The organism is Mycetocola sp. 2940, from assembly GCF_040548835.1.
In the GTDB taxonomy this organism is placed as follows: Bacteria; Actinomycetota; Actinomycetes; order Actinomycetales; family Microbacteriaceae; genus Mycetocola_A.
Map to the genome: position 1 here is coordinate 1 of NZ_JBEPSK010000004.1, position 24,580 is coordinate 24,580.

A 24,580-nucleotide genomic window follows, 5' to 3' on the forward strand; every position below is an offset into this window, starting at 1 on the left:
GGAAATGAACGACCGGCCCCGCAAACGACTCGAGTTCGCGAAGCCGGCCGAAGTCATCGAACAGGTGCTGTTGCAATGACCGCTTGAAACCGCCCGCGCATAAGGTGCGTTCGCGTCACCGGAGAGCACTCACCGGAGGGTCAGCCGAGCACCTCGTCCACAAACTGACCGACGGATGCCGTGACCAGGGTGGCCACATCGCTCGCGGTCATCGCCGACGACTTCAGTACCTTCATGCCATGGTCGGCACCGGGCACTTCGACCACCCGGATGTTGCGGTGGCCGACGGCATCCGACGTGATGTCGCTCGCCGTGCCGAAGGTGTCGCGATCGCCCTGGAGCACGAGCACAGGCACGGCGGGCTGTACCAGTTCCTCGAGGCGGGACACCGCCGGCCGCCCGGGCGGATGCAGAGGGAAGGCCAGGCACACGACGGCAGCAGCACCGAGGTCGTTCGCCGTGCGGCAGGCGACGCGCGCTCCTGCGCTTCGGCCGCCGACGAGAAGCGGCAGTCCGGCGGCGAGCTCCGTGATCGCCGGCGCGGTCTCGCGCCAGGCGATGTCGAGGGTGGCCGGCCTCGGCGCCACCTTCTTGCCCGCCACGCGCCACGGCTGCTCGTACCGGACGACCGAAATCCCGAGCGCCGGAAGCCGAGCGGCGAGCGCGGCCAGGTCGACGGCTCCGATTCCTCCGCCGGCTCCGTGCCCGAGCCAGACGAGGGCCCTCGGGTCCGCAGCCGTGCTGACCGTGAGCCGGCCGGGGCCCAGTGAGGTGGGCACGTCGATGATCATGGACGCTCCCTTGAGGCTTCTTCGGCAGCCAGAGCCCTCCGGGAGGTCCGCCACGCCCGCCAGGCCCCGGTCGACCACAGGGCCCAGATGACGAGCAGCGGCTGGAACAGCAACCGGATACCCCGACTCAGGTCGTCGTTCAGCCCGAACGAGTCCGTTCCGGTGGTGAACTGGGAGACGTTGCCGGGGAAGACCGCGACGAAGAACGCGCCGACCACCCAGCCGATCGGAATCCGCCAACGCCAGAGCAGGAGCAGTGCCAGTCCGAGGAGGATTTCCACAACACCGGATGCCACGACGACGAAATCGACATCGAGCGGCAGCCAGGTGGGTACCTGCGCCCGAAATGCCTCCCGGGCGACCGTGAGGTGCCCGATGCCGGCGAGAAGGAGGAACACGCCGAGCGCCACCTGTGCGATCGTCGCGGCGATCGAGGTGCGGCGCATGGCCGGGCGAACATCCTGATCGGTCATGTTTTTCAGCCTACTCGGCGGTCTCAGGCGGCACGCGCTCCGAACTCGCGCCCGCCCGCCCGCCTGCTCGCGGCATCCGCCGCCCGCTCGCCCGCGCTGTAGCATCCGCCCGCCCGCCCGCCTGCTCGCGGCATCCGCCGCCCGCCCGCCCGCCTGCCTGCCTGCCCGCCCGCCCGCCTGCCTGCCCGCCCGCCCGCCCGCCTGCCTGCCCGCCCGCGCGCCCGCCCGCCTGCCCGCCCGCCTGCCCGCCCGCCCGCCCGCCCGCCCGCCCGCGCTGTAGCATCCGTCGCCCTGCGCGGGTGTAATGGTGCCGCGCCGGGGCTACTGCACCCGCGCGATGCAAAATAGCCCGCGCCCGTGTCCAACCCTTCCGGTTGCGCGGGGGCCCAACCTTTCGGGTGCGGTACGGGGTCGCTGATCCCACGCTGCGGCGTCCGTCGACCTTCCGCGGGTCGAATGGCTCCGCGCGGGTGCAATTGCAGGCGCGGGGTGCGGGGACACCCGCGCGAGCGGATGATTCCACCGGCGGCAGGGGGTCAGCGGCCGGAAGGGCGGCAGGGCGATAGTGATCGGCGGCAGCGGGGTCGCTGATCCCACGCTGCGGCATCCGTCGACCTTGCGCGGGTCGGATGGCTCCGCGCGGGTGCAATTGCAGGCGCGGGGTGCAGGGACACCCGCGCGAGCGGATGATTCCACCGGCGGCGAGGGATCGGCGGCCGCTCAGCGCGAGCGGCCGCTCAGCGCGAGCGGCCGCTCAGCGCGACTGGCGTCGCTTGCCCGGGCGCGGCTGGCCCTTGACGGCGGGCGCGCGCCCCTTGCCCTTCGACGCCTTCGCCTTGCCTCCGGCGGGTTGCGGCCGGTTCTGCACCGACGCTGCCGTCGCATCCGCCTTGCGTTGCTCGTCGGCGAGGAGGGCGCGGCCTGCCGCGGTCAGGGTCGTGGTCGACGCTCCCATGTCGAAGAGGGGAGTGCCGAGTTCGTTCTCGAGTTCCCTCACCGAAGCGATCAACGTCGAGCGCGGGATGTCGAGGTGCTTCGCCGCGTGCGCGAAGTGCAACTCCTCGGCGGCGACCACAAAGCGTCGGAGCGCAATGGTGTCCATGAGCGGCCTTCCGTTCGGCCGCGAGGAACGCGGCCACAGGTTCAGGCTACGCCGTTGTGAGGGCGGATTCCGTCACGGGGCGGGGGCGCCGCCATCCGTGGGCTCCGGGGTGGGGAGGATTCCGTCGTCGTCCTCGTCGATCGTGGTGGAACGTTCACCCGCAGCCGTCAGCGGAACGTCGGTCCGGTCGGACGCCGGGGTGGATGTCTGGTCAGGAGAATCGTCGGGCGTTGCGTCATCGAACGTGTCGGTATCCATGCCCTCACGATAGGAGCACCGCTCGTGCATCCGCCAGAGCCTTGCTTTTCCGGCGACGGTGCTCCACGATGTGGTTCTTGTGTCTTCTCCCTCCCCAGCCTCCGCGATCACCGGCACCTGGGTGTGGGGCAACTCCGTGGACCCGGCCGTCGACGAACGAGGCCGAGGCCAGCCCGACCTGGCGCCGCGGGCGATCGCGGAGTTCGCCCGCAGCAAGCGCCTCGACCGGGTTTTCTGCAATGCGCCGTGGTCGACACACACCGAACCGATGCGCACCTGGTTCGCCGATGCGGTCGCGTCCCTGGCAGAAGCCGGAGTCGACGTGGCGGTGCTTGGCGGCACTCCGGAATGGTTCGACCGCCCGACTCTCGCGGCCACCTGGCTCACCGATGCCCGCGCCACCGCCGCGTTCCCGGCGGTGCAACTCGACGTCGAACCGTGGACCGAGGAAACGGTCGATCCTGCCCATTTCGTGCCCGGGTTTCTCCGGCTGGTCGAAACCGTGCGCGCGTCAGCCGGTCCGATCACCGTGGGCGCCGATCTGCCCTGCTGGCTGGCCCGGACGCCCCACGGGAGCGGTAGCGTTTTCGACGCCATCGTCCGCGACCTCGACTCCGTGGCCATCCTCGCCTACTCCGACCATGCTGAGGGAACAGGCGGGATCCTCGAACTGGCGACGCCCGTCGTGCTCGCTGCCGCGGCATCCGGAGTCCGGTTCACCATCGGTGTCGAGACGGACACTCCCGAGATCGCGGGCGGCAAGCAGCACACGTTCTTCGATGAGGGCAGCGTCGTCCTCGAAGCCGAGGCGGCCAAAGTCCGTGCCGCCTTCGCGGCGATCCCCGGTTACGACGGGGTCACGGTCGAGCACCTGCTGGCGTGGAAGAGGCTTCGCCGGTGACGCCGGCTGCGATTACGGTGGAGGGGGCGCTTCGCCAGCGCGCAACTGGGCGAGGTGCGGAAGCAGGCCGTCGACCGGGCCGGGTGGCTTCCGCAGGTCTTTCAGGTCGCGGCGGGTGGTGTCGAGATTCTCGGTGGCCGTCGAATCGTCCAGTTTGAGGGCGCTCGTCACCCGCTGCCGCGAGGGCTTCCGGGCGGATGAGTTGATCTCCATATCGAAACGGTACGCCCGACCCGGAACAAAGGGAAGGTCCCTCCGGCGCGTCGAACCGGGCAGTCAGCCGAGCGCCGACACCGCCAGAACGGATGCCGTGAGCGCGGTGACCGCGGACTCCACGTTCTCGCGGGTCAGGTCGGCTCCGAAGGTGAACCGCACCGCAGTCTGGGCGATCTCGGGTGCGATGCCGAGGGCGGTGAGGACGTGTGACGGCTCGTCGCTTCCGGCCGCACACGCCGAGCCGCTCGAGGAGACGATGCCGCGGCGTTCCAGCTCCAGCAGAACCGCCTCACCGCTCGTACCTGGGAAGCAGAACGACGCCGAGTTCGGCAACCGGGAGGTCGGAGACCCGGTGAGGAGGGCGCCGGGAACCTCGGTGAGGACCCGGGCGATGAGTTCGTCGCGGAGAACGCGCACGCGGGCGGCGGCATCCGCCCGGTCTCTCTCGGCGAGGTCAAGAGCTATGGCGAGTCCGACGGCGGCGGCGACGTTCTCGGTTCCCGAGCGGCGGCCGCGTTCCTGGCCGCCGCCGTGGACGAGCGGTTCGACCGGAAACCGGCCGCGCAGCCAGGCGAGCCCGATGCCCTTCGGCGCCCCGACCTTGTGTCCGGCCAGGCTCAGCGCGTCGACCCCGAGCGCGGAGACCCGCAGGTCGAGCCAGCCCGCGGCCTGCACGGCGTCGGTGTGGAACGGGACGCCGTGCGCGCTCGTCACCGCACCGAGGGCGGCCAGGTCCTGCACCGTTCCGATCTCGTTGTTGGCGTACATCAGGGTGACGAGGGCGGTGTCCGGCCGGATGGCGGCATCGAGCGCGTCCGGGGTCACGATGCCGTCCGGCTGGAGCTCGACGAGATCGACCTCGAATCCGTGCAGGCGACGGAGGTAGTCGACCGACTCGAGAACCGCCTCGTGTTCGGTGGCAGCGGTGACGAGGTGCCTGCCCCTGGAGGACCCCAGTGCGATGCCCTTCACCGCGAGGTTGTCGGCCTCGGTTCCGCCGGAGGTGAACACAATGTCGCCGGCGCGAACGCCGAGGACCGCCGCCACCCGGCTGCGGGCATCGGCGAGTGCGTCGGCCGCGCGCTCACCGACGGTGTGGTGGCTCGACGGGTTGCCGAACTCCTCCGTGAGGTACGGCCACATCGCCTCGAGCACCTCCCGGCGCACCGGGGTGGTCGCTGCGGAGTCGAGGTACAGCATCACGGTTCCCGGTTCGCGCTGACCGAGACGTCCAGCCCCAGGTCGAGCGACGGAACGCTGTGGGTGAGCGCGCCGGAGGAGATCACGTCGACTCCGGTGGCGGCGATCGCGCCGACGGAGTCGAGGGTGACGTTGCCGCTCGCCTCGACGATAGCCCGACCGGCGATGCGTTCGACCCCGGATCGCAGATCCTCAAGGCTGAAGTTGTCGAGCATGATCGTGTCGACGCCGGCGGCGAGGACTTCGTCGATCTGGTCGAGCCGGTCGACTTCCACCTCGAGGTGGGTGGTGTGCGACAGCCGCGCCCTCACCCCGACCAGGGCCTCGGTCAGCGACAGGCCGCCCGCGGTGAGCACCGCGAGGTGGTTGTCCTTCGCCATGACGGCATCCGACAGCGAGAACCGGTGGTTGAACCCGCCGCCCGACCGCACGGCGTGCCGCTCGAAGGCCCGGAGCCCCGGCGTGGTCTTGCGGGTGTCGACGACCCTCACGCCGGTGCCGGCCACGGCGTCGACGTACCGGGACGTCAGGGTGGCGATCCCCGACATCCGCTGGGTGAAGTTGAGTCCGATCCGTTCGGCCTGGAGGATGCCGCGGGCGGGGCCGGTCACACGCGCCAGCGTGTCCCCGCGGGAGAAGCGCTCGCCGTCGTCGACGAGCAGGGTCACCTCGATCGACGGGTCGGTCAGCCGGAACGCGGCGGCGAACACGTCGCCGCCGCTGAAGACACCGTCTTCACGCGCGGACAGCTCGGCGGTCGCGGTCGCCGTCGCCGGAATGAGGGTGGCGCTCGTCAGGTCGCCCCACGGGGCGTCCTCCTCGAGGGCGGCGGCGACGACACGGTCGATCTGGGGAAGTGTCAGCATGCGGGGGCGACCTCTCGGAATTTCGCCGTGGCAGGGACACCGGCGGGGGAGTCGGAGCGGGCGTGCGCCCCGACGGATTCGGTGCGGGCCAGCGCCGCGAGGACGAGCTCCCTGCCGAGGACGAGCAGGTTGCGATCCTCGAGGGAACGGATGCTGTCGGTCGGCAGCGGCGCCGTCGACCAGGCGTCGAGGATGGCGGCCGCATGCTGGAGGCCGGCACCATCGCGGAGCAGCCCGGCGGCGTCCCACAGCACCCGCTGGAGCTCCGCGCGGGAGAACGGCGGAGCATCCGAAACCGGGTTCCGCGCGATCGTGACGACCGGGCGCGGGGGCGCCGGCCAGGCGGAAACGTCATCGGTATCGAGTGCACGGGCGGCACGGGCGCCGAAGACGGCGCCTTCGAGGAGCGAGTTCGACGCGAGGCGGTTGGCGCCGTGCACCCCGGTGCGGGCGACCTCGCCGACGGCGTAGAGCCCGGGCAGGGTGGTGCGGCCGTCGAGGTCGGTGACGACGCCGCCCATCCAGTAGTGGGCGGCGGGGCTGACCGGCACGTACTGGCGTGACCAGTCGATCCCGGATGCCCGCACCGCCTGGTCGATGACCGGGAACCGGTTCGCCAGGAAGGATGCTCCGAGCATGGTCGCGTCGAGCACAACCGGCAGGCCGCCCTGCGCGGCCATCTCGGCGGCGATTCCGCGTGCGACCACATCGCGGGGTGCGAGTTCGGCGTCCGGGTGGACGGCGGCGAGGAAGCGCTCGCCTGCGGCGTTCCGCAGCACGGCGCCTTCGCCGCGCACGGCCTCGGACACGAGGAACCGTTCGGCGGTCGTGAGCGCTGTGGGGTGGAACTGGTAGAACTCCAGGTCTGCGAGGCGTGCGCCCGCGCGGAGCGCCGCTGCCGCCCCGTCACCGGTCGCCACGGCCGGGTTCGTCGTGTACGGGAACAACTGCCCCGCGCCGCCGGTGGCGAGGACGACGGCGTCGGCGGGCATGAACCTGTCCTCTCCGTCGGCGAACCGCAGCAGCGCGCCCGCGACGCGGCCGTCCTCGACAACGAGGTCGACGAGGAAGGTGTCCTCGAGGATCGCGGCACGGCTCTCGCGGATGCGGGCGACGAGGGCCGCCTCGATCCGCGCTCCGGTCGCGTCTCCGCCGGCGTGGAGCACCCGCGGGTAGGAGTGGGCCGCCTCCCGTCCCCGCGCGAACTCGCCGTCAGTGCGGTCGAATTCGACCCCGAAGGCGACAAGCTCGCGGATCCGGGCAGGACCCTCGGTGCAGAGCACCCGCACGGCTTCCTCGTCACAGAGCCCGGCGCCCGCGGCGAGGGTGTCGATGATGTGCGCTTCGACGCTGTCCTCGGCGAACATCACCCCGGCGATCCCACCTTGCGCGTACCGGGTGTTGCTCTGCCCGAGCGTGGACTTGGTGACGAGCACGACCTCGTGGTGTGCCGCGGCGGACAGCGCCGTGGTGAGTCCGGCGATGCCGCTGCCGACGACAATCACGCGGGCCATGATCAGACTCCCGCCGGCACGGGCGGTCGCGCGGCGAGCATCCGCTCGAGGGCAATGCGTGCCGGCAGCGCCACGTCGTCGGAGACGGTGATCTGGTTGAGAACCTCGCCGTCGAGGAGCGCGTCGAGCACCCAGGCCAGGTACCCGGGGTGGATGCGGTACATCGTCGAGCACGGGCAGATCACCGGGTCGAGGCAGAAGATGGTGTGCTCCGGATGCTCCGCCGCGAGTCGCTGCACGAGGTTGATCTCGGTGCCGATCGCGAAGGTCGTGCCGGCCGGGGCCGCTTCGATCGCCTTGCGGATGTAATCGGTCGACCCGGACTCGTCGGCGGCGTCGACCACCGGCATCGGGCACTCCGGGTGCACGATCACGCGCACGCCGGGGAATTCGGCGCGGGCCTTCGCGATCTGGTCCACGGTGAACCGCTTGTGCACCGAGCAGAACCCGTGCCAGAGGATCACCCGGGAGTCGTCGAGCGCCTGGGCGTCGTTGCCACCAAGCGGTTTGTTCGGGTTCCACATCGGCATCTGCTCGAGCGGCACACCCATCGCCTTGGCGGTGTTCCGGCCGAGGTGCTGGTCGGGAAAGAAGAGCACCCGCTGGCCGCGTTCGAAGGCCCACTCGAGCACGGTCTGTGCGTTAGACGAGGTGCAGACGATGCCGCCGTTGCGCCCGCAGAATCCCTTCAGCGCGGCCGAGGAGTTCATGTAGGTGACCGGGATCACCGGAACACGGCCCGTGGCATCCGGTTCGGTTCCGTACAGGTCGGCGAGCTGTTCCCAGCACTCCTCGACCTGGTCGATGTTCGCCATGTCGGCCATCGAACATCCGGCTGCGAGGTTGGGGAGGATGACCGACTGCTCGGGGGTGCTGAGCAGGTCGGCGGTCTCGGCCATGAAGTGCACGCCGCAGAACACGATCGCCTCGGCCTCGCTGCGTTCGAGAGCCGCGTTCGCCAGCTGGAACGAATCGCCCACGTAGTCGGCGTAGGCGAGCACCTCATTGCGCTGGTAGAAGTGGCCGAGGATCACGAGCCTGTCGCCGAGGGCCTCTTTCGCGGCACGGATGCGACGGTCGAGTTCTTCGGGTTCCGCCTCACGGTAGAAGGCGGGGAGCGTGCCCTGCCGCGGCGAGCCGGTCGGGATCACGTCGCCCATCGACGAACCGGGGCCGTAGCTCGGCGGTTGCAGGTCGAAGACCCACGGCTTCGCGACGAGGTCGGGGCTGCACGCTGCGCCGGGCGCCGCGCCGACGGAAATCTGCGTGAGGGTCTGGTCGACAGAGGCGGTGATGGTCATGATGCTCCTTGGGTGCGACCCGGCAGCGCCCGGACCCCGAGGGGACCGTTGTTCTCGTCGTTCGCTGCGCGGTTGTAACGGTAGAGGCGGGCCGGGCGATGCCGTCCGCCGGTTTGCAGGTGTTCGGTGGGAACGACCTGGCCGGAGCCCTCGATCTGGCGACGGAAGTTCGCCGGGTCGAGGGGTTTCTGCAGCACGGCCTCGTGGACCTCGCGCAGCTCGGAAAGAGTGAAGGTCTCGCCGAGGAAGGCGTGCGCGATGGAGCTGTACTCCAGTTTGTTACGCAGGCGCCACAGGGCGTACTCGACGATGAGGTTGTGGTCGAAGGCGAGTTCGGGCACCGAGTCCGCTTCGAACCACCGCACGTTCTCGGTCTCGACGGCCACATCGGCCTCCTCCGACCGCACGAGCGCCCAGTACACGATCGAGACGACGCGCTCACCGGGGGAGCGGTCGATATTGCCGAACGCGTAGAGCTGTTCCAGGTACTGCGGGGTCAGCAGGGTGGTTTCAGCGAGCGTGCGAGCGGCGGATTCCGCGAGGTCTTCATCGGGTTCGAGCGGCCCGCCCGGCAGCGCCCACCGGCCGGCGAACGGTTCCCGGATGCGACGGACGAGCGGCATCCAGACCGTCATCCGGCCAGTCTCGGCATGCGGGCGGAGCGCGAAGATGACGGTGGAGACGGCGAGGCTTACCGCGGCGGCGTGTGCGGTCATGGTGTCCTCCCGTTTCCCTCATGTTAAAGTCACTGTGACTCTAACTCGGTTCCATCTTAGTGTCAAGATGACCAGAACACATAACGTTCGGCGAAATATGTCATTTCGGAGCCGTGAGCCCGACTCGGTGTCGCTCACGGTAGGCTGGGGGAAAATCGAATATCGGGCCGCACACGCGATGCGGGAGAGCCGGGCTTGCCCGGCACCGAAGGAGCAAGCCTCCCTGCCAATCTCTCAGGTCTACGTACCGCATCGAACTGGCCACTCTGGAAAGTGAATGCGCTCCGCGCATTCAGATCGAGTAGGCGCGAAGCGCCGTATCGAGATCGGCGCTCCTCGTGAGCACCGATCGGAATGCAAGATCTGAACGCTCAGCAACTTCCGCCGACGGTGAAAGCCGCCTCACGTCACAGCGACGGAGGCGCGCGAAACTCTCAGGCCCATGACAGAGGGGGAGTTCCCAAGGCACCTCGCGTGCCGCAGCCGCTTTTGCGACCATCGCCCCGGCGATACCTGGAGAACTCGTGTCAGATCCCGTACCAGAACGCACCAGCCCGCTTCATGCGGTCCACACCGAACTCGGGGCGAGTTTCACCGATTTCGCCGGCTGGCAGATGCCGGTCCGCTACACCAGCGACCTCGCTGAGCACGCGGCCGTGCGCACGGCGGCCGGCCTCTTCGACCTCTCGCACATGGCCGAGATCCTCGTCTACGGGCGCGACGCCGGCTCGTTCCTCGACGCAGCCCTCGCCGGCAAACTGTCGGCGCTCGACCTGATGCAGGCCAAGTACAGCCTGCTCCTCACCGAGACCGGCGGCATCCTCGATGACGTCGTCGTCTACCGCCTCGGCGACACGACCTACCTCGTCGTGGCGAACGCCGGCAACCGGGATGCTGCGGCCGCGGCGCTCACGGAACGCTCCGCCGGGTTCGACGTCACCGTCGACGACCAGAGCGACGACTACGCGCTGATCGCCGTACAGGGTCCTTCCGCGCGCGCCGTGCTCGAGCAGGCCGCGGGGATCACCGAACTCGGCCTGCCCCTGGACGAGCTGAAGTACTACCGCGCCACCGACGCCTTCTTCGAGGGGGTTCCGCTCCTCGTCGCCCGCACGGGCTACACCGGCGAGGATGGCTTCGAGTTGTACCTGCGCACGACCAGCGCGGTACCGCTCTGGCGCGCTCTCGAAGCGGCCGGCGCCGACCACGGCCTCGTGCCGGCCGGGCTCGCGAGCCGCGACACCCTCCGGCTTGAAGCGGGCATGCCGCTCTACGGCCACGAACTCGGCGTCGATACCCAGCCGGTGCAGGCCGGCCTCGGTCGCGTCGTCGCGCTCACGAAGGAGAACGACTTCGTCGGCCGCGCCGCCGTGGAGACGGGTCCCGCCGAGAACGCGAAGGTCCTCGTCGGCCTCGTCTCTGAGGGCCGCCGCGCCGGACGAGCCGGCTACCCGGTCGTCTCCGGCGACACCGTCGTTGGAACCGTGACGAGCGGTGCCCTGTCACCGACCCTCGGGCATCCGATCATGATGGCGTACGTCGACCCGACCCTCGCCGAAGAAGGCACCGAACTTGCCGTGGACGTGCGGGGCACGTCCATTCCGGCCACCGTCACCCCGCTCCCGTTTTACCGAAGGAAGAAGTAACCCATGGCTGACAAGAGCACGCTGAAGTACACGCCCGAGCACGAGTGGCTCGACATCGACGGCGACGTCGCAACGGTCGGAATCACCGCCTACGCCGCCGACAAGCTCGGCGACGTCGTGTTCGTCGAACTTCCCGAGGCCGAGACCGCGGTCACCGCTGGCACCGTCGTCGGCGAGATCGAGTCGACCAAGTCAGTCGGCGAACTGTTCGCCCCCGTCGACGGCACCGTCACCGAGAACAACGCCGCCGTCGTCGACGAGCCGTCGCTCGTCAACAGCGACCCGTTCGGCGAGGGCTGGCTCATCAAGGTGCGGTTCGACGCAGCGCCTGATGGTCTGCTCAGCTGGGACGAATACTCCGCGCTGGTCGGCGAGTAATGCCGGAACTCTTCTCCGAACGCCACATCGGTACGGATGCCGCCGCGCAGGCGAGCATGCTGGCATCCGTCGGCTACGACAGCGTCGACGCGCTCGTCGAAGCCGCCGTGCCCGAGTCCATCCACGTTCCCGAAATTCTCAATTCGTCGATCCCCGCCGCGGCCACGGAACGAGAAACGATCGCCGAACTTCGGCTGCTGGCCGACCAGAACACGGTGCGCACGTCGATGATCGGCCTGGGCTACTACGGCACAATCACCCCGGCCGTCATCAAAAGGAACGTCCTCGAGAACCCGTCCTGGTACACCGCGTACACGCCGTACCAGCCGGAGATCTCGCAGGGCAGGCTCGAAGCGCTGATCAACTTCCAGACGATGGTCACCGACCTGACCGGCCTCACCACCGCCAACGCCTCGATGCTCGACGAGGGCACCGCCGTCGTCGAGGGCATGCTCCTCGCCCGCCGCGCTTCGAAACTCAGCACCAACGTCTTCGTCGTCGACGCCGACGCCTTCCCGCAGACCAAGGCACTGCTCGCGAGCCGGGCCGAGGCTGTCGGCATCGAGCTGGCCGAGGTCGACCTCGCTGGGGGCGCCGCGCTGCCCGAGGCCGCGTTCGGCGTCTTCGTGCAGTATCCGGGGGCGTCCGGGCTTGTCTGGAACCCGGCATCCGTTCTGGCGTCCGTCAAGGAGCAGGGTGGCCTCGTCGTCGTCGCCGCCGACCTTCTGGCTCTCGCGCTGCTCACCTCCCCTGGGGAACTCGGCGCAGACATCGCCGTCGGCACGAGCCAGCGGCTGGGCGTGCCGATGGGCTTCGGTGGACCGCACGCCGGCTACATGGCCGTGCGTAAAGGACTCGAACGCCAGCTGCCCGGCCGCCTGGTCGGCGTCAGCCAGGATGCCGCCGGTCACCCCGCGTACCGCCTCACCCTGCAGACCCGTGAGCAGCACATCCGTCGCGAGAAGGCGACGTCGAATATCTGCACCGCGCAGGTGCTGCTCGCCGTCATGGCGTCGATGTACGCCGTCTATCACGGCCCAGGCGGCATCCGCCGGATCGCCGCCGAGACCGCGGCACGCGCAGACGCCCTCGCCGGTGTGCTCACGGGCTACGGGCTGACGCTGGCAAGCGAGTCCTTCTTCGACACGCTGCGGGTGCACGTTCCGGGGAAGGCGTCGACGATTCTCGAGCGCGCCCGCGAGCTGGGGATCAACCTTCATCTCGTCGACGACGCCACGGTCGGTATCTCGGTCGACGAGACCACCACGGCAGACGAGCTCCGCGCCGTCGTCGTGGCGTTCGGGTTCTCGGGCGACGAGTCCTTCGCCGGGCTCGGCGCCGAAATCACACGGCTGCCCGCCGACCTTGTCCGTTCGAGCGAGTACCTCACGCACCCGGTGTTCAACACGCACCACTCCGAGACCGCCATGATGCGCTATCTCAAGCAACTGGCCGACCGCGACTACGCGCTCGACCGCGGCATGATCCCGCTGGGCTCCTGCACGATGAAGCTCAACGCGGCGACCGAGATGGAGGCCATCACCTGGCCCGAGTTCGCCTCGCTGCACCCGTACGCTCCCGAAGCCGACGTGCTCGGCTACCTCGGCCTCATCGAGCAGCTCGAGAGCTGGCTCGCCGAGGTCACCGGGTACGACTCGGTCTCACTCCAGCCGAACGCCGGCAGCCAGGGCGAGCTCGCCGGGCTCCTCGCGATCCGCGGCTACCATCGCGCGAACGGCGATCTCGACCGTACCGTCTGCCTGATTCCGTCGAGCGCACACGGCACGAACGCGGCATCCGCTGTTCTGGCGGGCATGAAGGTCGTCGTCGTCGCCTGTGACGACCTCGGCAACGTCGACCTCGACGACCTGCGCGCGAAAATCGCACAGCACGCCGACACGCTCGCCGCGCTGATGATCACCTACCCGTCGACGCACGGCGTCTACGAGCACGAGGTCACCGCCATCACCCAGGCCGTGCACGACGCCGGTGGCCAGGTCTACGTCGACGGCGCGAACCTCAACGCGCTGCTCGGCTACGCGCGCTTTGGCGACTTCGGCGGCGATGTGTCGCACCTCAACCTGCACAAGACCTTCTGCATCCCGCACGGCGGGGGCGGCCCCGGCGTGGGTCCCGTCGCGGCGAAGGCGCACCTCGCGCCGTTCCTGCCCGGCCACCCGATGGCGCAGCGCGACGACCACGGCGCGTACGCCCATGCCGGGGGGCCGGTGTCCGCTGCGCCGTACGGCAGCCCGAGCATCCTCCCCATCTCGTGGGCGTACGTTCGCATGATGGGCGCCGAGGGTCTCAAGCAGGCCACCGGCGCCGCCGTCCTCGCGGCCAACTACATCGCGGTTCGGCTGCGGGACCACTTCCCGGTGCTCTACACCGGCGACAACGGGCTGGTCGCGCATGAGTGCATCCTCGACCTGCGTCCGCTCAAGGAGGCCACCGGCGTGACCGTCGACGATGTGGCGAAGCGCCTCGTCGACTACGGCTTCCATGCGCCGACGATGTCGTTCCCGGTCGCGGGGACCCTCATGGTGGAGCCGACCGAGAGTGAGGACCTCACCGAGATCGACCGGTTCATCGACGCGATGATCGCGATCAAGGCCGAAGCGGATGCCGTGGGCGCAGGAACCTGGCCGGCGAACGACAACCCGCTGGTCCACGCACCGCACACCGCCCAGTCGGTCATCGAGGGGGAGTGGGAGCACGCCTACACCCGCGAGCAGGCCGTGTACCCGCTGAAGTCGCTGGTGCGAACGAAGTACTGGCCACCGGTGCGCCGGGTCGACAACGCTTATGGCGACCGCAACCTTGTGTGCGCCTGCCCGCCGCCGGAGGCCTTCGAGTAGGGCTACCAGCGGCTCGCGCGGGTCTCTTGGTTCGGCGCGGGTGCAATCGCACCCGCGCCGAACCGTTCACCCGGCGTGACAGCTTCGGTCGTGGGAGTTGGTCTGCGGGCAGGATACGGCTGCGCGGGTCGATTTGCCGTGCGCGGCTGAAATTGTACCCGCGCCAACCCAATTGACCAGCGCATCGGCCTTTCGTTGAGCGCGGGTTCGGGGTGGCGACGTGCGGAGTGCCGGCACCAACGCCGGCGACCCGCAACCACCCGAGGATGGTTGCGGGTCGCCGACGAGGATTTCCCGATCCAGCGCTAGTGCGACGACGCCTTCTCCGCACCGTGCCCGGTGAGCGAGCGCACCTCCATCTCGGCCGCGATACGCGGGTCTTCCTTGACCTTCGCCGTCACCGTACCCAGCCAGCCGAGCAGGAACCCGAGCGGGATCGAGACGATGCCCGGGTTGTTCAGCGGGAAGATGGCGAAGTCCGCCGTCGGGAACATCGACGTCTCCGACCCCGAGATGACCGGCGAGAAGATGATCAGCAGCAGCGCCGACCCCAGGCCGCCGTACATGCTCCACAGCGCACCGCGGGTGGTGAACTTGCGCCAGTACAGCGAGTACAGAATCGTCGGCAGGTTCGCGCTCGCCGCGATCGCGAAGGCCAGGGCCACCAGGAAGGCGATGTTCTGCCCCTGCACACCGATACCGCCCGCAATCGCGAGCAGGCCGATGACGACGACCGTGATTCGGGCGACCTTCACCTCGCCATTCGGCGGAACAGCGCCCTTCTTGATCACGTTGGCGTACACGTCATGCGCGAACGAGGTAGCAGCGGTGATGGTCAGCCCGGCCACGACCGCCAGGATCGTCGCGAACGCCACGGCCGAGATGATGCCGAGCAGGATCGACCCGCCGAGCTCGAACGCGAGCAGCGGTGCCGCCGAGTTCACGCCACCCGGTGCGGCAAGGATGGTTTCCTTGCCGACGAGGTACGCGGCGCCGTAGCCGAGCACAAGGGTGAACAGGTAGAACAGCCCGATGAGCCAGATGGCCCAGACCACGCTGCGGCGGGCCTCCTTGGCTGTCGGCACGGTGTAGAACCGCATCAGCACGTGGGGGAGTCCCGCCGTACCGAGCACGAGGGCGAGTGCGAGTGACACGAAGTCGAGCCGCGAGACACCGGTGACACCGTATTGCGCCCCCGGGTTCAGGATGCCTTCGCCCGCGACCTCGACCGCGTTGCCCAGGAGGGCCGAGAGGTTGAACCCGTTGAGAGCGAGCACCCACACCGTCATCACGCCGGCACCGGTGATCAGGAGCACCGCCTTGATGATCTGGACCCAGGTGGTGCCCTTCATTCCACCGATGAGCACGTAGAAGATCATGATGACGCCGACGACGGCGATGACCACCGACTGCCCGATCCGGTCATTCACTCCCAGGAGGAGCGAGACGAGGCCGCCCGCGCCGGCCATCTGCGCCAGGAGGTAGAAGAAGCACACGGCGAGTGTCGCCGTCGCCGCGGCGAGACGCACAGGGCGCTCCTTGAGTCGGAAGGAGAGCACATCCGCCATGGTGAACTTGCCGGTGTTGCGCAGCAGCTCGGCGACGAGCAGCAGGGCGACAAGCCAGGCCACGAGGAACCCGATGGAGTAGAGGAATCCGTCATAGCCGTTCACCGCGATGGCGCCGCAGATGCCGAGGAACGAGGCGGCCGACAGGTAGTCGCCTGCGATGGCTGTTCCGTTCTGGCCTCCGCTGAACGAGCGGCCGGCCGCGTAGAAGTCGTTCGCCGTTTTGTTCGAGCGCGAAGCCCGGATCACGATGACGAGGGTCACGACCACGAACGCCGCGAAGATGGAGATGTTCAGGATGGGATCGCCGACAGTCATGCGCGCTCAGCCTCCTCGAGCTCGTGGCGGAACTTCTCAGCGGTCGGGTCGAGCTTGCGGTTGGCGAACGAGACGTACCAGGTGGTGATGGCGAAGGTCGTGACGAACTGGCTGAGCCCGAGCAGCAGGCCGACGTTGATGTTGCCGATCACCTTGATCGACATGAACTCGTGCGCGTAGTCGGCGAGCAGCACGTAAGCGAAGTACCAGACCAGGAACGCCACCGTCAGCGGAAAAACGAAACTTCGATGCCGTCGTTTGTGTTCGACGAAGGCGGGGGATTCTTCGATTGCGATGTAGTCGATGGCAGTACTGGGAACGTGCGTCCCCGCGTCGTCATGGGTCATGATCCTCCAAAGAGTTCGCGCAACCCTGCGCGGCGCACCACTCTGTGCGCTGCTGAAACACTAGTGGGCGCGCTGGAAATGGCGCACCACACTCACCGTGGTGCCGTGAATAGCTCGGGCCAGAGGTTCGCGGCGATGGGGTAGCCCACGAACGACGCAATGTCGAGCAGCGAATGCGCGATCACGAGCGGCATGACACGACCCCACCGCCGGTAGCACCAGCCGAAGAGCACACCCATCAGGACGTTGCCGATGAACGGCCCGAACCCCTGGTAGAGGTGGTAGCTGCCGCGGAGGACTGCCGTCGAGAGGATGATCGTCCAGTCGGGCCAGCCGCGCTCGCGGAGCCGCGTGAAGAGGTAGCCGACGACGATCACTTCCTCGACGAGTCCGGCCCGGACGGCCGACAGGATCAGGATCGGGACCGTCCACCAGTAGGTATCGAGCGGTGACGCCTCGACGGCGACGGTGTACCCAGCCGCTCTCCCCGCCGCATAGAGCGCAATGCCGGGGATGCCGATGGCGAGGAACAGCAGGATGCCGCGCGTCGCGTCGCGCCCCGGCGCCCGGAAATCGAGACCGATCCGGGCAAAACCGCTCCGGCCGGGCTGCCAGAGCAGGAACAACGCCAGCGCGACGACGAACAACTCGAAGAAGATGCCGAGAAACTGATAGCTGAAGTCGAGCCACTCACGCTCGCTCTGCGACGCGTTGAGCCGGGCCGACTGATCGGCCAGCGGAGTGTCATCGGTGACCCGGGCCAGGATCGACACGAGAGAGTACACGGCGGATGCCCCGACACTCAGCCCGAGGACGATGGCGATCTCCCACCACGCTCGCGCCTGGCCCGATTGTGGCATGTATCTCTCCGTGTGCGTAGGTGGGCGCAGGGGCAATAAATGAGCGTCATAACGAGTCACGATGCAACAAATGTGCAAAATGCGCCCATAAATCCGAATTGAGTTACTGGTGTGTAACGATTGTGCGAGTTCTTTTGCAGTTGGGCTCAACGATACCTAGGGTTCTTTGTATTCAGCGCGGTCGCGGGGCACATTCTGCTGCCTGCCGTGCTCACTCGCACAGGAGGAAAAGTGAAATTCACAACATCGCGCAGGTCGCGACTGGTGACTGCCACGGCAGTTGCCGGGATAGCAGCTCTCGCGCTCGCCGGCTGCACGACAGGGGGTGCCGACAACGAAGAGGAGCCGGACTCCTCGACGATTTCGGTGGCCACAACCAACGCCCTCACGTCGTTCAACGGCGACACCACGCAGGGCAACCTGGACACCAACGGGATGGTTGGATACCTGACCGGTGTGTCCGGCGGGCTGGGGCTTGGCAGCTTCCTGACTCTCGACCCGGCATTCGAGATCGTGAGGGAGGAGAGCTTCGGAACATACGAGCGGATCTCCGAGGACCCTCTGGTTGTGAAATACACGCTCAATGACGGCCTCAAGTGGTCTGACGGCGAGCCGATCACGGCAGACGACATGCTGTTCTCCTGGGTGAACAATTCGGGATACTACGATGACGCCTCGTTCGACGACGAGGGTGCAGTCACCACGGGTACGCAATACTTCGCGCTCGCCGGAAGTACGACCGGTCTCGACATGACCGCGTTCCCCGAGATCGGCGATGACAACCTGTCGCTGACTCTCACGTACGAGAAGCCCTTCGCCGACTGGGAACTGGTCAACATGATCAGCAAGCCTGCTCACGTCATGGCGGAGAAGGCCGGCGTAAGCGTCGAAGAACTCACGCAACTCTTCAAGGACCTTCCTGCGGGAGACCCGGCAGCGCCGGTCGAGCCCAACGCGACGTTGAAGGCGGTCGCTGACTTCTGGAACACCGGTTACGACGTAACGTCGATGCCTGAAGACGAGTCATTGCTCGTTTCGAGTGGACCCTTCATAGTGACGGATTTCACGCCGGAACAGTCGGTCACCCTCGGAAAGAACCCCGAGTACAAGGGTGACAACGAGCCCGAATACGAGAACCTGATCATTCGCTTCATCGGCGATGCAAACGCACAGATTACAGCTCTGCAGAACGGTGAAGTCAACGCGATCTACCCGCAGGCCTCGGCTGACACGGTGACTGCTCTCGAGACCAACAAGGCCACCCTGCACGAAGGTGACCAGGTCTCCTACGATCACCTCGACTTGAACTTCGGTTCGGACGTGTTCGCGGACGCGGCTGTCCGGGAAGCTTTCCTCAAGACGATTCCACGCCAGCAGATCCTTGAATCGCTTATCACCCCCGTCAACCCCGAGGCAGAGGTGCTCAACTCGCAGATCTACGTTCCGGCGAATGAGTCCTACGCTGACGCGGTCGCGGCAAGCGGTTACGACGCCTACAACGAACCCGACGTTGAAGGCGCCAAGGCGCTTCTTGCCGGTGCGACGCCGACCGTGAGGATCCTCTACAACACGGACAACCCCAACCGAGTCGACTCCTTCCAGGCTGTCAAGGCCAGTGCTGAAGAGGCCGGATTCATTATTGAAGACCTCGGATCACCTGACTGGAGCACGCTGCTTCCCGGTGGCGACTATGACGCGTCGATCTTCGGCTGGATCTCGCCCGGCACCGGAACCGCCGCTCTGCCGCAGATCTTCAAGACGGGCGGTGGCGGAAACTACAACAACTACAGCAACGCCACCGTCGATGCACTGGTGGACGAGTCGCAGATCACGCTCGATTCGGAGCGGCTGGCGGAAATCCAGATCGGGATCGACACCGAGACGGCGAAGGACTTCTACGGTCTTCCGCTGTTCCAACTCCCGGGTATTTTCGCCGACAACGGAACGATCTCAGGTATCGAATACATGGGAAACCAGACCGGTATCGTCTGGAACGCCCAGGATTGGAAACTCACGTCCTGACTTGACGTCTCGCCGACGGAGCGCCGCAGTGGCCACCCAGCCATTGCGGCGCTCCTTCACGACAGCATGGCCTGGTCGGCCATGCATCTGCCCCGACGAGCTGGCCCCGTGATCACCACGTCCGATCATTGGTCCAGCGCACCTATTCCGTGAGAGACTCCACCTACATGGTCAGTTACATCCTGAGACGCATCCTTGTGTCCATCCTGATCCTTATCGCCGCTTCGTTCATCATGTACGTCCTGGCAGCGAATTCCGGCGATCCCCTGATGGACCTTCGGGCGAGCAACGCACCGAACGCCGAACAGCTCATCGCTGCGCGCGTCGCCGCCCTGGATCTCGACGTGCCGCCGCCTCTGCGATGGTTCCTCTGGCTCAGCGGCGCAGCTGGATGCCTCGTGCCTTTCGCCGATATGTGCAACCTCGGCCTCACAATTTCGAATGCCCAGGTCACCACCATTCTGCCTACCGCCATGTGGTCGACTGTTCAGCTCGTCTCGGTATCGCTGGTGCTCGCCATCATTCTCGGGGTCATCGTTGGCATCGTCACCGCTCTCCGGCAGTACAGCGGTTTCGACGTCTCGATGACGTTCGTGAGCTTTTTCCTCTACTCGCTCCCGTCATTCCTCGTCGCCGTCCTTCTCAAGGAATTCATCGCCATCGGGTTCAACAATTTCCTGCAGGTCGACCCGACCCTGAGCGCGCTGGCCGTCATAGGCATCGGGGTCATCGTCGGACTCATCTGGCAGGTCCTGATCGGCGGCAATTTCAGACGCCGCCTCGTGGTCTTCGGGGTCTCCGGAGCGTCGACCGCCGCTCTGCTGGCCTTCCTCTCGGCAACCGGATGGTTCCTCCAGCCAAGCCTGGGGCCGATCGGGCTGCTCATTCTCATCCTCGCCCTGGCCGTCGGCACCGTTGCCATCCTCAGCGGATTGTCGCACCGGCGTTCCCTCATCGTGGCGGGAATCAACGCGGCGATCGCGTACGTGTGTTACTTCGCCTTGCAGGGGCTCTTCGACATCTCGTCGTTGGGAACGATCCTCATTCTCGGGCTTGTCGCCGTCGCCGTGGGTGTCGGCATCGGGTACATCTTCGGCGGCAACGATCGTGCGCAGACAATGAAAGTCGGCGGAATCGTGGCGTTCGGCTCGGCCGCCCTCGTTCTGATCGACCGGTTCATGCAGTCCTGGCACACGTACATCAGCCTGCCGCGCATCGCGAACCGTCCGATCGCCACTGTGGGCTCCTCAACCCCCGGATTCAACAATGACTTCTGGGTGACGTCGATCGACTCATTTACTCACCTGCTTCTGCCGACCGTCTCGCTGCTGCTGATCTCGTTCGCCGGTTACACCCGTTACGCGAGGGCCGGCCTCCTGGAGGTCATGAACCTGGACTACATCCGCACGGCGCGGGCAAAGGGACTCCCCGAACGCACCGTGATCGTCCGCCATGCGTTCCGCAACATGCTCATCCCCATCGCCACGCTCGTCGCTGTCGATGTCGGAGCGTTGCTCGGCGGCGCCGTTATCACCGAGTACGTCTTCGCCATCCCCGGAATGGGTCAGCTCTTCAACGCCTCCCTGCAACGAGTCGACCTGAACCCGATCATGGGCTATTTCCTGGTGATCGCCATTCTGGCCATCGCGTTCAACTTCATTGCGGATCTCGCCTACGCGGTTCTCGACCCGAGAGTGAGAGTGCGCGCATGAACCACCCCACCCATCCCAGTGCCGAGGCCGGACGGAGCAAAAGATGACTTCGCTCACTCCTGAAACCGTGGTGGAAACGTCGCAGGGGGTCCGCGGCGAACGCCAGGGGAAGCTGATTCTGCGGCGCTTCGTTTCGAACAAGCTGGCAATGACCTGTCTTGTGCTCTACGTGCTGGTGGTTGTGTTCTCGGTCTCGGCCATCGGATTCGGACCGATACCCGGCTGGTGGAAGCACAACTACACGAGCCTGAATCCGCAGCTGAACGGAGGTGCCGCTACACTCTCCGTCGTGCCTGAATGGTTGGGTGGCCCGGGCGTCACTCTTGGCGAGCATCCGTTCGGACAGAGCCGAATCGGCGTCGATTACTTCGCGATGACCATGCGTGGCATCCAGAACTCCGTGCTCGTGATGCTCATCATCGGCGGGATAGGAACACTCGTCGGCACGGTTGTCGGCGCCATTGCCGGATATTACCGCGGTTGGGTCGATTCGGCTCTTATGCGAATCACCGATATCTTCCTGGTCATTCCTGCGCTCGTCATTGGAGCCGTTGTCGGTCGCACCGTCGGTGGGCTCGGAGTGTGGGTTCTTGCGACGCTTCTCGCCTTCGTCGCGTGGATGAGCATCGCCAGACTGGTACGGAGCGAGTTCCTCAGCCTGCGCGAGCGCGAGTTCGTCGAGGCGGCCCGCGTTGCCGGCGCGAGCGATCTGCGAATCATCTTCAAGCACATCCTCCCGAATGCGATCGGGGTGGTCATCGTGTCCGCAACGTTGCTGGCGGCCACCGCCATCCTGCTGGAAACGGCGCTGAGCTTTCTCGGTTACGGCATCCGCTCGCCCGAAGTGTCGCTCGGTCGCCTGATCTCCGACAACCAGTCGGCGTTCGCGACCCGTCCGTGGCTCTATTGGTGGCCCGCGCTGTTCATCGTCGGGCTCGCGCTTCTCGTCAACTTCGTTGGGGACGGTCTACGCGACGCATTCGACCCCAGGCAGAAGCGGTTCAAGCGGCGCAAGATGCGCGAACACGTCGAGCAGTCATGACCCTCGTGCGCTGGTCAGGCCAACGTGAGGGCAACGAGGCTCGCGCCGCCTCCCAGAACCGCAGTGGCGATCGTCGCCACGTTCCAACGAACAGCGACAGGCGCCGTGTCGGCAATGCCGGTCGCGATGAGATTGCGGCTTTTGAGCGACTCCCAGCGGCTGCGCACCATCGCGGCAGCGTCACCGGAATCCGTTCCAGGCAGGTCGCCGGGTCGCGTCGTGAGGGACCTGTCGGACGTCGATCGGGAGTCCCTGCGTGCCAACCGCAGCACAGTGATGCTCCCGGGGGCGGGCGCTGCCCAGACGGAGAACGATTTGCCCGGGGTGTAGAGCGCCAGCGCATACTTGGTGTCGACGTGGATCAGGGCCTCCCACGGGATCGTGATCGTCCTCATCACGTTTCGCACCGTCACGCTGACGTCATCCACGCGCAGCCGAGGCTGCCACAGCGCGACGAACGAGCAGGCGCCGATCCACGCGAGTGGAACCAGGAACCAGTACTGGGACGCCGACTCCGCGGAGATGACTGCGCCCACCGCCAGTACCGCACACAGCGCCCAAACGATGACGCAGAGGATACGGTTGAATCGCGAAACGAAGACGGTCGAAGAGCTTTCACTGGAGTCGATCACCCACCCATCGTGACACCGAATCGGGTCGACGATGAAACGGCACGGGCGAATCGCGCCGGACACACGAGAAAGGCGCATGGATGTCCATGAAAACGACCGAACCGGTCCTCGAGCTGACCGACCTCACGGTGCACTTCGCTGTCGACGGCGTCTGGATGCCGGCGGCGAAGTCGCTCAACTACTCGATCGAACCGGGGCAGATTGTTGCGGTCGTCGGAGAGTCGGGATCCGGGAAGAGCGCCAGTTCCATGGCGATTCTCGACCTGCTCCCCAAGTCGGCCCGGATTAGCGGAAGCATCAAGCTCGACGGTGAGGAACTCATCGGTGCGACGCCAAAGCGTTTGCGCTCGATCCGCGGGGCCACTGTCGCTGCGATCTTCCAGGAGCCGATGACCGCGCTGAACCCGGTCTACACGGTCGGGTTCCAGATCATGGAGGCTATTCGCGCCCACACCACCAAATCCCCGAGCGAGGCTCGAGATCGCGCGATCGAGCTGTTGGGTCTGGTGGAACTCCCCGACCCCGAGAAGGCGTTCAATTCCTACCCACACCAGCTCTCGGGCGGCCAGCGCCAGCGCGCCATGATCGCCCAGTCTCTGTCCCTCGACCCCAAGCTTCTCATCGCCGATGAACCCACGACGGCGCTCGACGTCACGGTGCAGGCAGAGATTCTCGAACTCATCCGCTCACTACGGGACCGACTGGACAGCGCCGTGCTGTTGATCACGCACGACATGGGAGTCGTGGCTGACCTCGCCGACTGGATTGTGGTCATGCAGGAGGGGGAGATCGTCGAGCAGGGCGACGTGAACCAGATCTTCTATGCCCCGTCGCATCCTTACACCAAGGCCTTGCTCGAAGCGGTCCCGCACCTCGGCGTAAGTGAGAAGGGCGATGCCCAGGACGATATTTCTCACGTCCTCGAGGCTGTCGTCGAGCACACCCCGATCCCCAAGGTCATATCGACGGATCCGTTCGCGGATGCGCCCACGGTCCTCTCCCTGACAGATGTCTCCGTCGAGTATGGAAAGCGTGGCAAGGTCGGGGCGTTCCGGGCAGTGAACTCAGTTTCGTTCGAAGTGAGAGCTGGTGAAGTGCTGGGCCTGGTTGGAGAATCCGGTTCGGGAAAATCCACGATCGGTCGTGCGTCGATCGGGCTCCAGGCGATCGCCGAGGGGCGCCTGGTTGTCGCCGCCACCGACATTTCACGTGGTGATCGCAAGACACTCAAGAGCCTCACGCGAAAAGTGGGAATCGTCTTTCAGGACCCGTCGTCCTCGTTGAATCCGCGACTTCCCATCGGAGAGAGCATCGGCGAGCCGCTGCTGCTCGCCGGCGAAGCGAAGGGCAGCGCACTCGACCGACGTGTCGAAGAACTGCTCGATAGCGTGAAGCTGCCTCGCGGGTATCGCAACCGTTTTCCGCACGAGTTGTCGGGCGGGCAGAAACAGCGCGTTGGAATCGCGCGCGCCCTGTCGTTGAGTCCTCAATTGCTCGTCGCGGACGAACCGACCTCCGCCCTCGACGTCTCGGTCCAGGCGACCGTGCTGGATTTGCTGACAGAGCTGCAACGGGAGATGCACTTCGCCTGCCTATTCATCAGCCATGATCTGGCAGTTGTGGATTCCCTCGCTGACCGAATCGTCGTCCTTCATAAAGGGGTGATCGCTGAGGAGGGAACCCGTGACGAGATCCTGCGCGCCCCCAAGGATCCGTATACCCAACGCCTCATCGCCGCGATCCCTGTTCCCGATCCGGATGCGCAGCGGGCCCGGCGCGAACTCCGGAAGACGATCCTCGCCGAGACCGACGAGTGAGGCGGTAGGCACACTGTGACGGTGGGTCGGGGTTTCCGCCGC

Annotated in this window: 22 protein-coding genes and 1 riboswitch; of the genes, 8 read left to right on the plus strand and 14 right to left on the minus strand. The window is 66.7% G+C overall.

The window, feature by feature from the left end; translation table 11 throughout:
• Nucleotides 1-140: 140 nt before the first annotated feature.
• The 4 genes from ABIE24_RS06980 to ABIE24_RS06995 form a co-directional block, all read right to left on the minus strand.
• Entirely contained in the window at nt 141-791 is a 651-nt protein-coding gene (locus ABIE24_RS06980; RefSeq protein WP_354498135.1) for an alpha/beta hydrolase family protein, read from the minus strand.
• On the minus strand, nt 788-1,264 hold the full coding sequence (locus tag ABIE24_RS06985; protein WP_354498137.1) for a DoxX family protein: 477 nt from the start codon (nt 1,262-1,264) through the stop codon (nt 788-790). Before ABIE24_RS06985 ends, ABIE24_RS06980 begins: the two co-directional genes overlap by 4 nt.
• Nucleotides 1,265-2,018: 754 nt before the next feature.
• Nucleotides 2,019-2,366, minus strand: a complete 348-nt coding sequence (locus ABIE24_RS06990; protein WP_354498139.1) for a LysR family transcriptional regulator — start codon at nt 2,364-2,366, stop codon at nt 2,019-2,021.
• A gap of 72 nt (nt 2,367-2,438) precedes the next feature.
• On the minus strand, nt 2,439-2,624 hold the full coding sequence (locus ABIE24_RS06995) for a hypothetical protein (RefSeq protein ID WP_354498141.1): 186 nt from the start codon (nt 2,622-2,624) through the stop codon (nt 2,439-2,441).
• A gap of 79 nt (nt 2,625-2,703) precedes the next feature.
• Here ABIE24_RS06995 and ABIE24_RS07000 point away from each other — a divergent pair, with 79 nt between their 5' ends.
• Nucleotides 2,704-3,525 carry a hypothetical protein gene (locus tag ABIE24_RS07000; protein WP_354498143.1) on the plus strand — a complete coding sequence of 274 codons (822 nt, stop codon included), beginning with the start codon at nt 2,704-2,706 and terminating at the stop codon, nt 3,523-3,525.
• Between the two features lie 12 nt (nt 3,526-3,537).
• Here the strand turns inward: ABIE24_RS07000 and ABIE24_RS07005 are convergent, their stop codons facing one another.
• From ABIE24_RS07005 to ABIE24_RS07030, 6 genes are all read right to left on the minus strand, one after another.
• Nucleotides 3,538-3,738, minus strand: coding sequence for a hypothetical protein (locus ABIE24_RS07005; protein ID WP_354498145.1), 201 nt, complete (start codon nt 3,736-3,738; stop codon nt 3,538-3,540).
• Between the two features lie 63 nt (nt 3,739-3,801).
• Complete coding sequence (locus tag ABIE24_RS07010; RefSeq protein ID WP_354498147.1) at nt 3,802-4,941, minus strand: cysteine desulfurase family protein; 1,140 nt, start codon at nt 4,939-4,941, stop codon at nt 3,802-3,804.
• On the minus strand, nt 4,941-5,807 hold the full coding sequence (gene nadC / locus ABIE24_RS07015) for a carboxylating nicotinate-nucleotide diphosphorylase (protein ID WP_354498149.1): 867 nt from the start codon (nt 5,805-5,807) through the stop codon (nt 4,941-4,943). The genes ABIE24_RS07010 and nadC overlap by 1 nt, the downstream gene beginning before the upstream one ends.
• Nucleotides 5,801-7,321, minus strand: coding sequence for an L-aspartate oxidase (nadB, locus tag ABIE24_RS07020; RefSeq protein WP_354498151.1), 1,521 nt, complete (start codon nt 7,319-7,321; stop codon nt 5,801-5,803). Before nadB ends, nadC begins: the two co-directional genes overlap by 7 nt.
• A 2-nt stretch (nt 7,322-7,323) precedes the next feature.
• Entirely contained in the window at nt 7,324-8,622 is a 1,299-nt protein-coding gene (gene nadA / locus ABIE24_RS07025) for a quinolinate synthase NadA (protein ID WP_354498153.1), read from the minus strand.
• Nucleotides 8,619-9,338 (minus strand): NUDIX hydrolase, encoded by a 720-nt coding sequence (locus ABIE24_RS07030; RefSeq protein ID WP_354498155.1) that lies wholly within the window; start codon nt 9,336-9,338, stop codon nt 8,619-8,621. The genes nadA and ABIE24_RS07030 overlap by 4 nt, the downstream gene beginning before the upstream one ends.
• Before the next feature lie 171 nt (nt 9,339-9,509).
• Nucleotides 9,510-9,598, plus strand: a riboswitch (glycine riboswitch).
• 264 nt (nt 9,599-9,862) lie between these two features.
• Between ABIE24_RS07030 and gcvT the strand changes: the two genes are divergently transcribed.
• From gcvT to gcvP, 3 genes are read left to right on the plus strand one after another with little or no spacing between them, the layout of a single operon-like run.
• Nucleotides 9,863-10,984 (plus strand): glycine cleavage system aminomethyltransferase GcvT, encoded by a 1,122-nt coding sequence (gene gcvT, locus ABIE24_RS07035; RefSeq protein ID WP_354498157.1) that lies wholly within the window; start codon nt 9,863-9,865, stop codon nt 10,982-10,984.
• A gap of 3 nt (nt 10,985-10,987) precedes the next feature.
• On the plus strand, nt 10,988-11,362 hold the full coding sequence (gene gcvH, locus ABIE24_RS07040) for a glycine cleavage system protein GcvH (protein ID WP_354498159.1): 375 nt from the start codon (nt 10,988-10,990) through the stop codon (nt 11,360-11,362).
• Complete coding sequence (gene gcvP / locus ABIE24_RS07045; protein ID WP_354498161.1) at nt 11,362-14,220, plus strand: aminomethyl-transferring glycine dehydrogenase; 2,859 nt, start codon at nt 11,362-11,364, stop codon at nt 14,218-14,220. Before gcvH ends, gcvP begins: the two co-directional genes overlap by 1 nt.
• 305 nt (nt 14,221-14,525) lie before the next feature.
• Here the strand turns inward: gcvP and ABIE24_RS07050 are convergent, their stop codons facing one another.
• From ABIE24_RS07050 to ABIE24_RS07060, 3 genes are all read right to left on the minus strand, one after another.
• Entirely contained in the window at nt 14,526-16,106 is a 1,581-nt protein-coding gene (locus ABIE24_RS07050; RefSeq protein ID WP_354498163.1) for a monocarboxylic acid transporter, read from the minus strand.
• Nucleotides 16,103-16,453: a DUF485 domain-containing protein gene (locus ABIE24_RS07055; RefSeq protein WP_354498165.1), complete on the minus strand. Its 351-nt coding sequence runs from the start codon at nt 16,451-16,453 to the stop codon at nt 16,103-16,105. The genes ABIE24_RS07050 and ABIE24_RS07055 overlap by 4 nt, the downstream gene beginning before the upstream one ends.
• Nucleotides 16,454-16,545: 92 nt before the next feature.
• The gene (locus tag ABIE24_RS07060) at nt 16,546-17,313 is read right to left on the minus strand and encodes a CPBP family intramembrane glutamic endopeptidase (protein WP_354498167.1); all 768 of its coding nucleotides are present in this window, start codon (nt 17,311-17,313) and stop codon (nt 16,546-16,548) included.
• 231 nt (nt 17,314-17,544) lie between these two features.
• On the opposite strand from ABIE24_RS07060, the gene ABIE24_RS07065 reads away from it, so the two are divergent.
• From ABIE24_RS07065 to ABIE24_RS07075, 3 genes are all read left to right on the plus strand, one after another.
• A complete protein-coding gene (locus ABIE24_RS07065) occupies nt 17,545-19,335 on the plus strand; it encodes an ABC transporter family substrate-binding protein (protein ID WP_354498168.1) in 1,791 nt (596 codons plus the stop codon).
• Between the two features lie 167 nt (nt 19,336-19,502).
• Entirely contained in the window at nt 19,503-21,047 is a 1,545-nt protein-coding gene (locus ABIE24_RS07070) for an ABC transporter permease (protein WP_354498861.1), read from the plus strand.
• Nucleotides 21,048-21,090: 43 nt separating this feature from the next.
• A complete protein-coding gene (locus ABIE24_RS07075) occupies nt 21,091-22,089 on the plus strand; it encodes an ABC transporter permease (protein ID WP_354498170.1) in 999 nt (332 codons plus the stop codon).
• A gap of 14 nt (nt 22,090-22,103) precedes the next feature.
• Here ABIE24_RS07075 and ABIE24_RS07080 read toward each other — a convergent pair whose 3' ends face one another.
• Nucleotides 22,104-22,721, minus strand: coding sequence for a PH domain-containing protein (locus ABIE24_RS07080; RefSeq protein ID WP_354498172.1), 618 nt, complete (start codon nt 22,719-22,721; stop codon nt 22,104-22,106).
• Nucleotides 22,722-22,807: 86 nt separating this feature from the next.
• Between ABIE24_RS07080 and ABIE24_RS07085 the strand changes: the two genes are divergently transcribed.
• Nucleotides 22,808-24,538, plus strand: a complete 1,731-nt coding sequence (locus ABIE24_RS07085; RefSeq protein ID WP_354498862.1) for an ABC transporter ATP-binding protein — start codon at nt 22,808-22,810, stop codon at nt 24,536-24,538.
• The last annotated feature ends 42 nt before the right edge of the window (nt 24,539-24,580 follow it).

Bases quoted from the DNA above. Each gene is read 5' to 3' on its own strand.
- ABIE24_RS06990 (WP_354498139.1), bottom strand. From the start codon at position 2,366: ATGGACACCATTGCGCTCCGACGCTTTGTGGTCGCCGCCGAGGAGTTG.
- ABIE24_RS06985 (WP_354498137.1), bottom strand. From the start codon at position 1,264: ATGACCGATCAGGATGTTCGCCCGGCCATGCGCCGCACCTCGATCGCC.
- ABIE24_RS07085 (WP_354498862.1), top strand. From the start codon at position 22,808: ATGAAAACGACCGAACCGGTCCTCGAGCTGACCGACCTCACGGTGCAC.
- ABIE24_RS07075 (WP_354498170.1), top strand. From the start codon at position 21,091: ATGACTTCGCTCACTCCTGAAACCGTGGTGGAAACGTCGCAGGGGGTC.
- nadB (WP_354498151.1), bottom strand. From the start codon at position 7,321: ATGGCCCGCGTGATTGTCGTCGGCAGCGGCATCGCCGGACTCACCACG.
- ABIE24_RS07070 (WP_354498861.1), top strand. From the start codon at position 19,503: ATGGTCAGTTACATCCTGAGACGCATCCTTGTGTCCATCCTGATCCTT.
- ABIE24_RS07050 (WP_354498163.1), bottom strand. From the start codon at position 16,106: ATGACTGTCGGCGATCCCATCCTGAACATCTCCATCTTCGCGGCGTTC.
- gcvH (WP_354498159.1), top strand. From the start codon at position 10,988: ATGGCTGACAAGAGCACGCTGAAGTACACGCCCGAGCACGAGTGGCTC.
- ABIE24_RS06995 (WP_354498141.1), bottom strand. From the start codon at position 2,624: ATGGATACCGACACGTTCGATGACGCAACGCCCGACGATTCTCCTGAC.
- ABIE24_RS07030 (WP_354498155.1), bottom strand. From the start codon at position 9,338: ATGACCGCACACGCCGCCGCGGTAAGCCTCGCCGTCTCCACCGTCATC.
- ABIE24_RS06980 (WP_354498135.1), bottom strand. From the start codon at position 791: ATGATCATCGACGTGCCCACCTCACTGGGCCCCGGCCGGCTCACGGTC.
- ABIE24_RS07055 (WP_354498165.1), bottom strand. From the start codon at position 16,453: ATGACCCATGACGACGCGGGGACGCACGTTCCCAGTACTGCCATCGAC.
- ABIE24_RS07010 (WP_354498147.1), bottom strand. From the start codon at position 4,941: ATGCTGTACCTCGACTCCGCAGCGACCACCCCGGTGCGCCGGGAGGTG.
- ABIE24_RS07005 (WP_354498145.1), bottom strand. From the start codon at position 3,738: ATGGAGATCAACTCATCCGCCCGGAAGCCCTCGCGGCAGCGGGTGACG.
- nadC (WP_354498149.1), bottom strand. From the start codon at position 5,807: ATGCTGACACTTCCCCAGATCGACCGTGTCGTCGCCGCCGCCCTCGAG.
- gcvP (WP_354498161.1), top strand. From the start codon at position 11,362: ATGCCGGAACTCTTCTCCGAACGCCACATCGGTACGGATGCCGCCGCG.
- ABIE24_RS07060 (WP_354498167.1), bottom strand. From the start codon at position 17,313: ATGCCACAATCGGGCCAGGCGCGAGCGTGGTGGGAGATCGCCATCGTC.
- nadA (WP_354498153.1), bottom strand. From the start codon at position 8,622: ATGACCATCACCGCCTCTGTCGACCAGACCCTCACGCAGATTTCCGTC.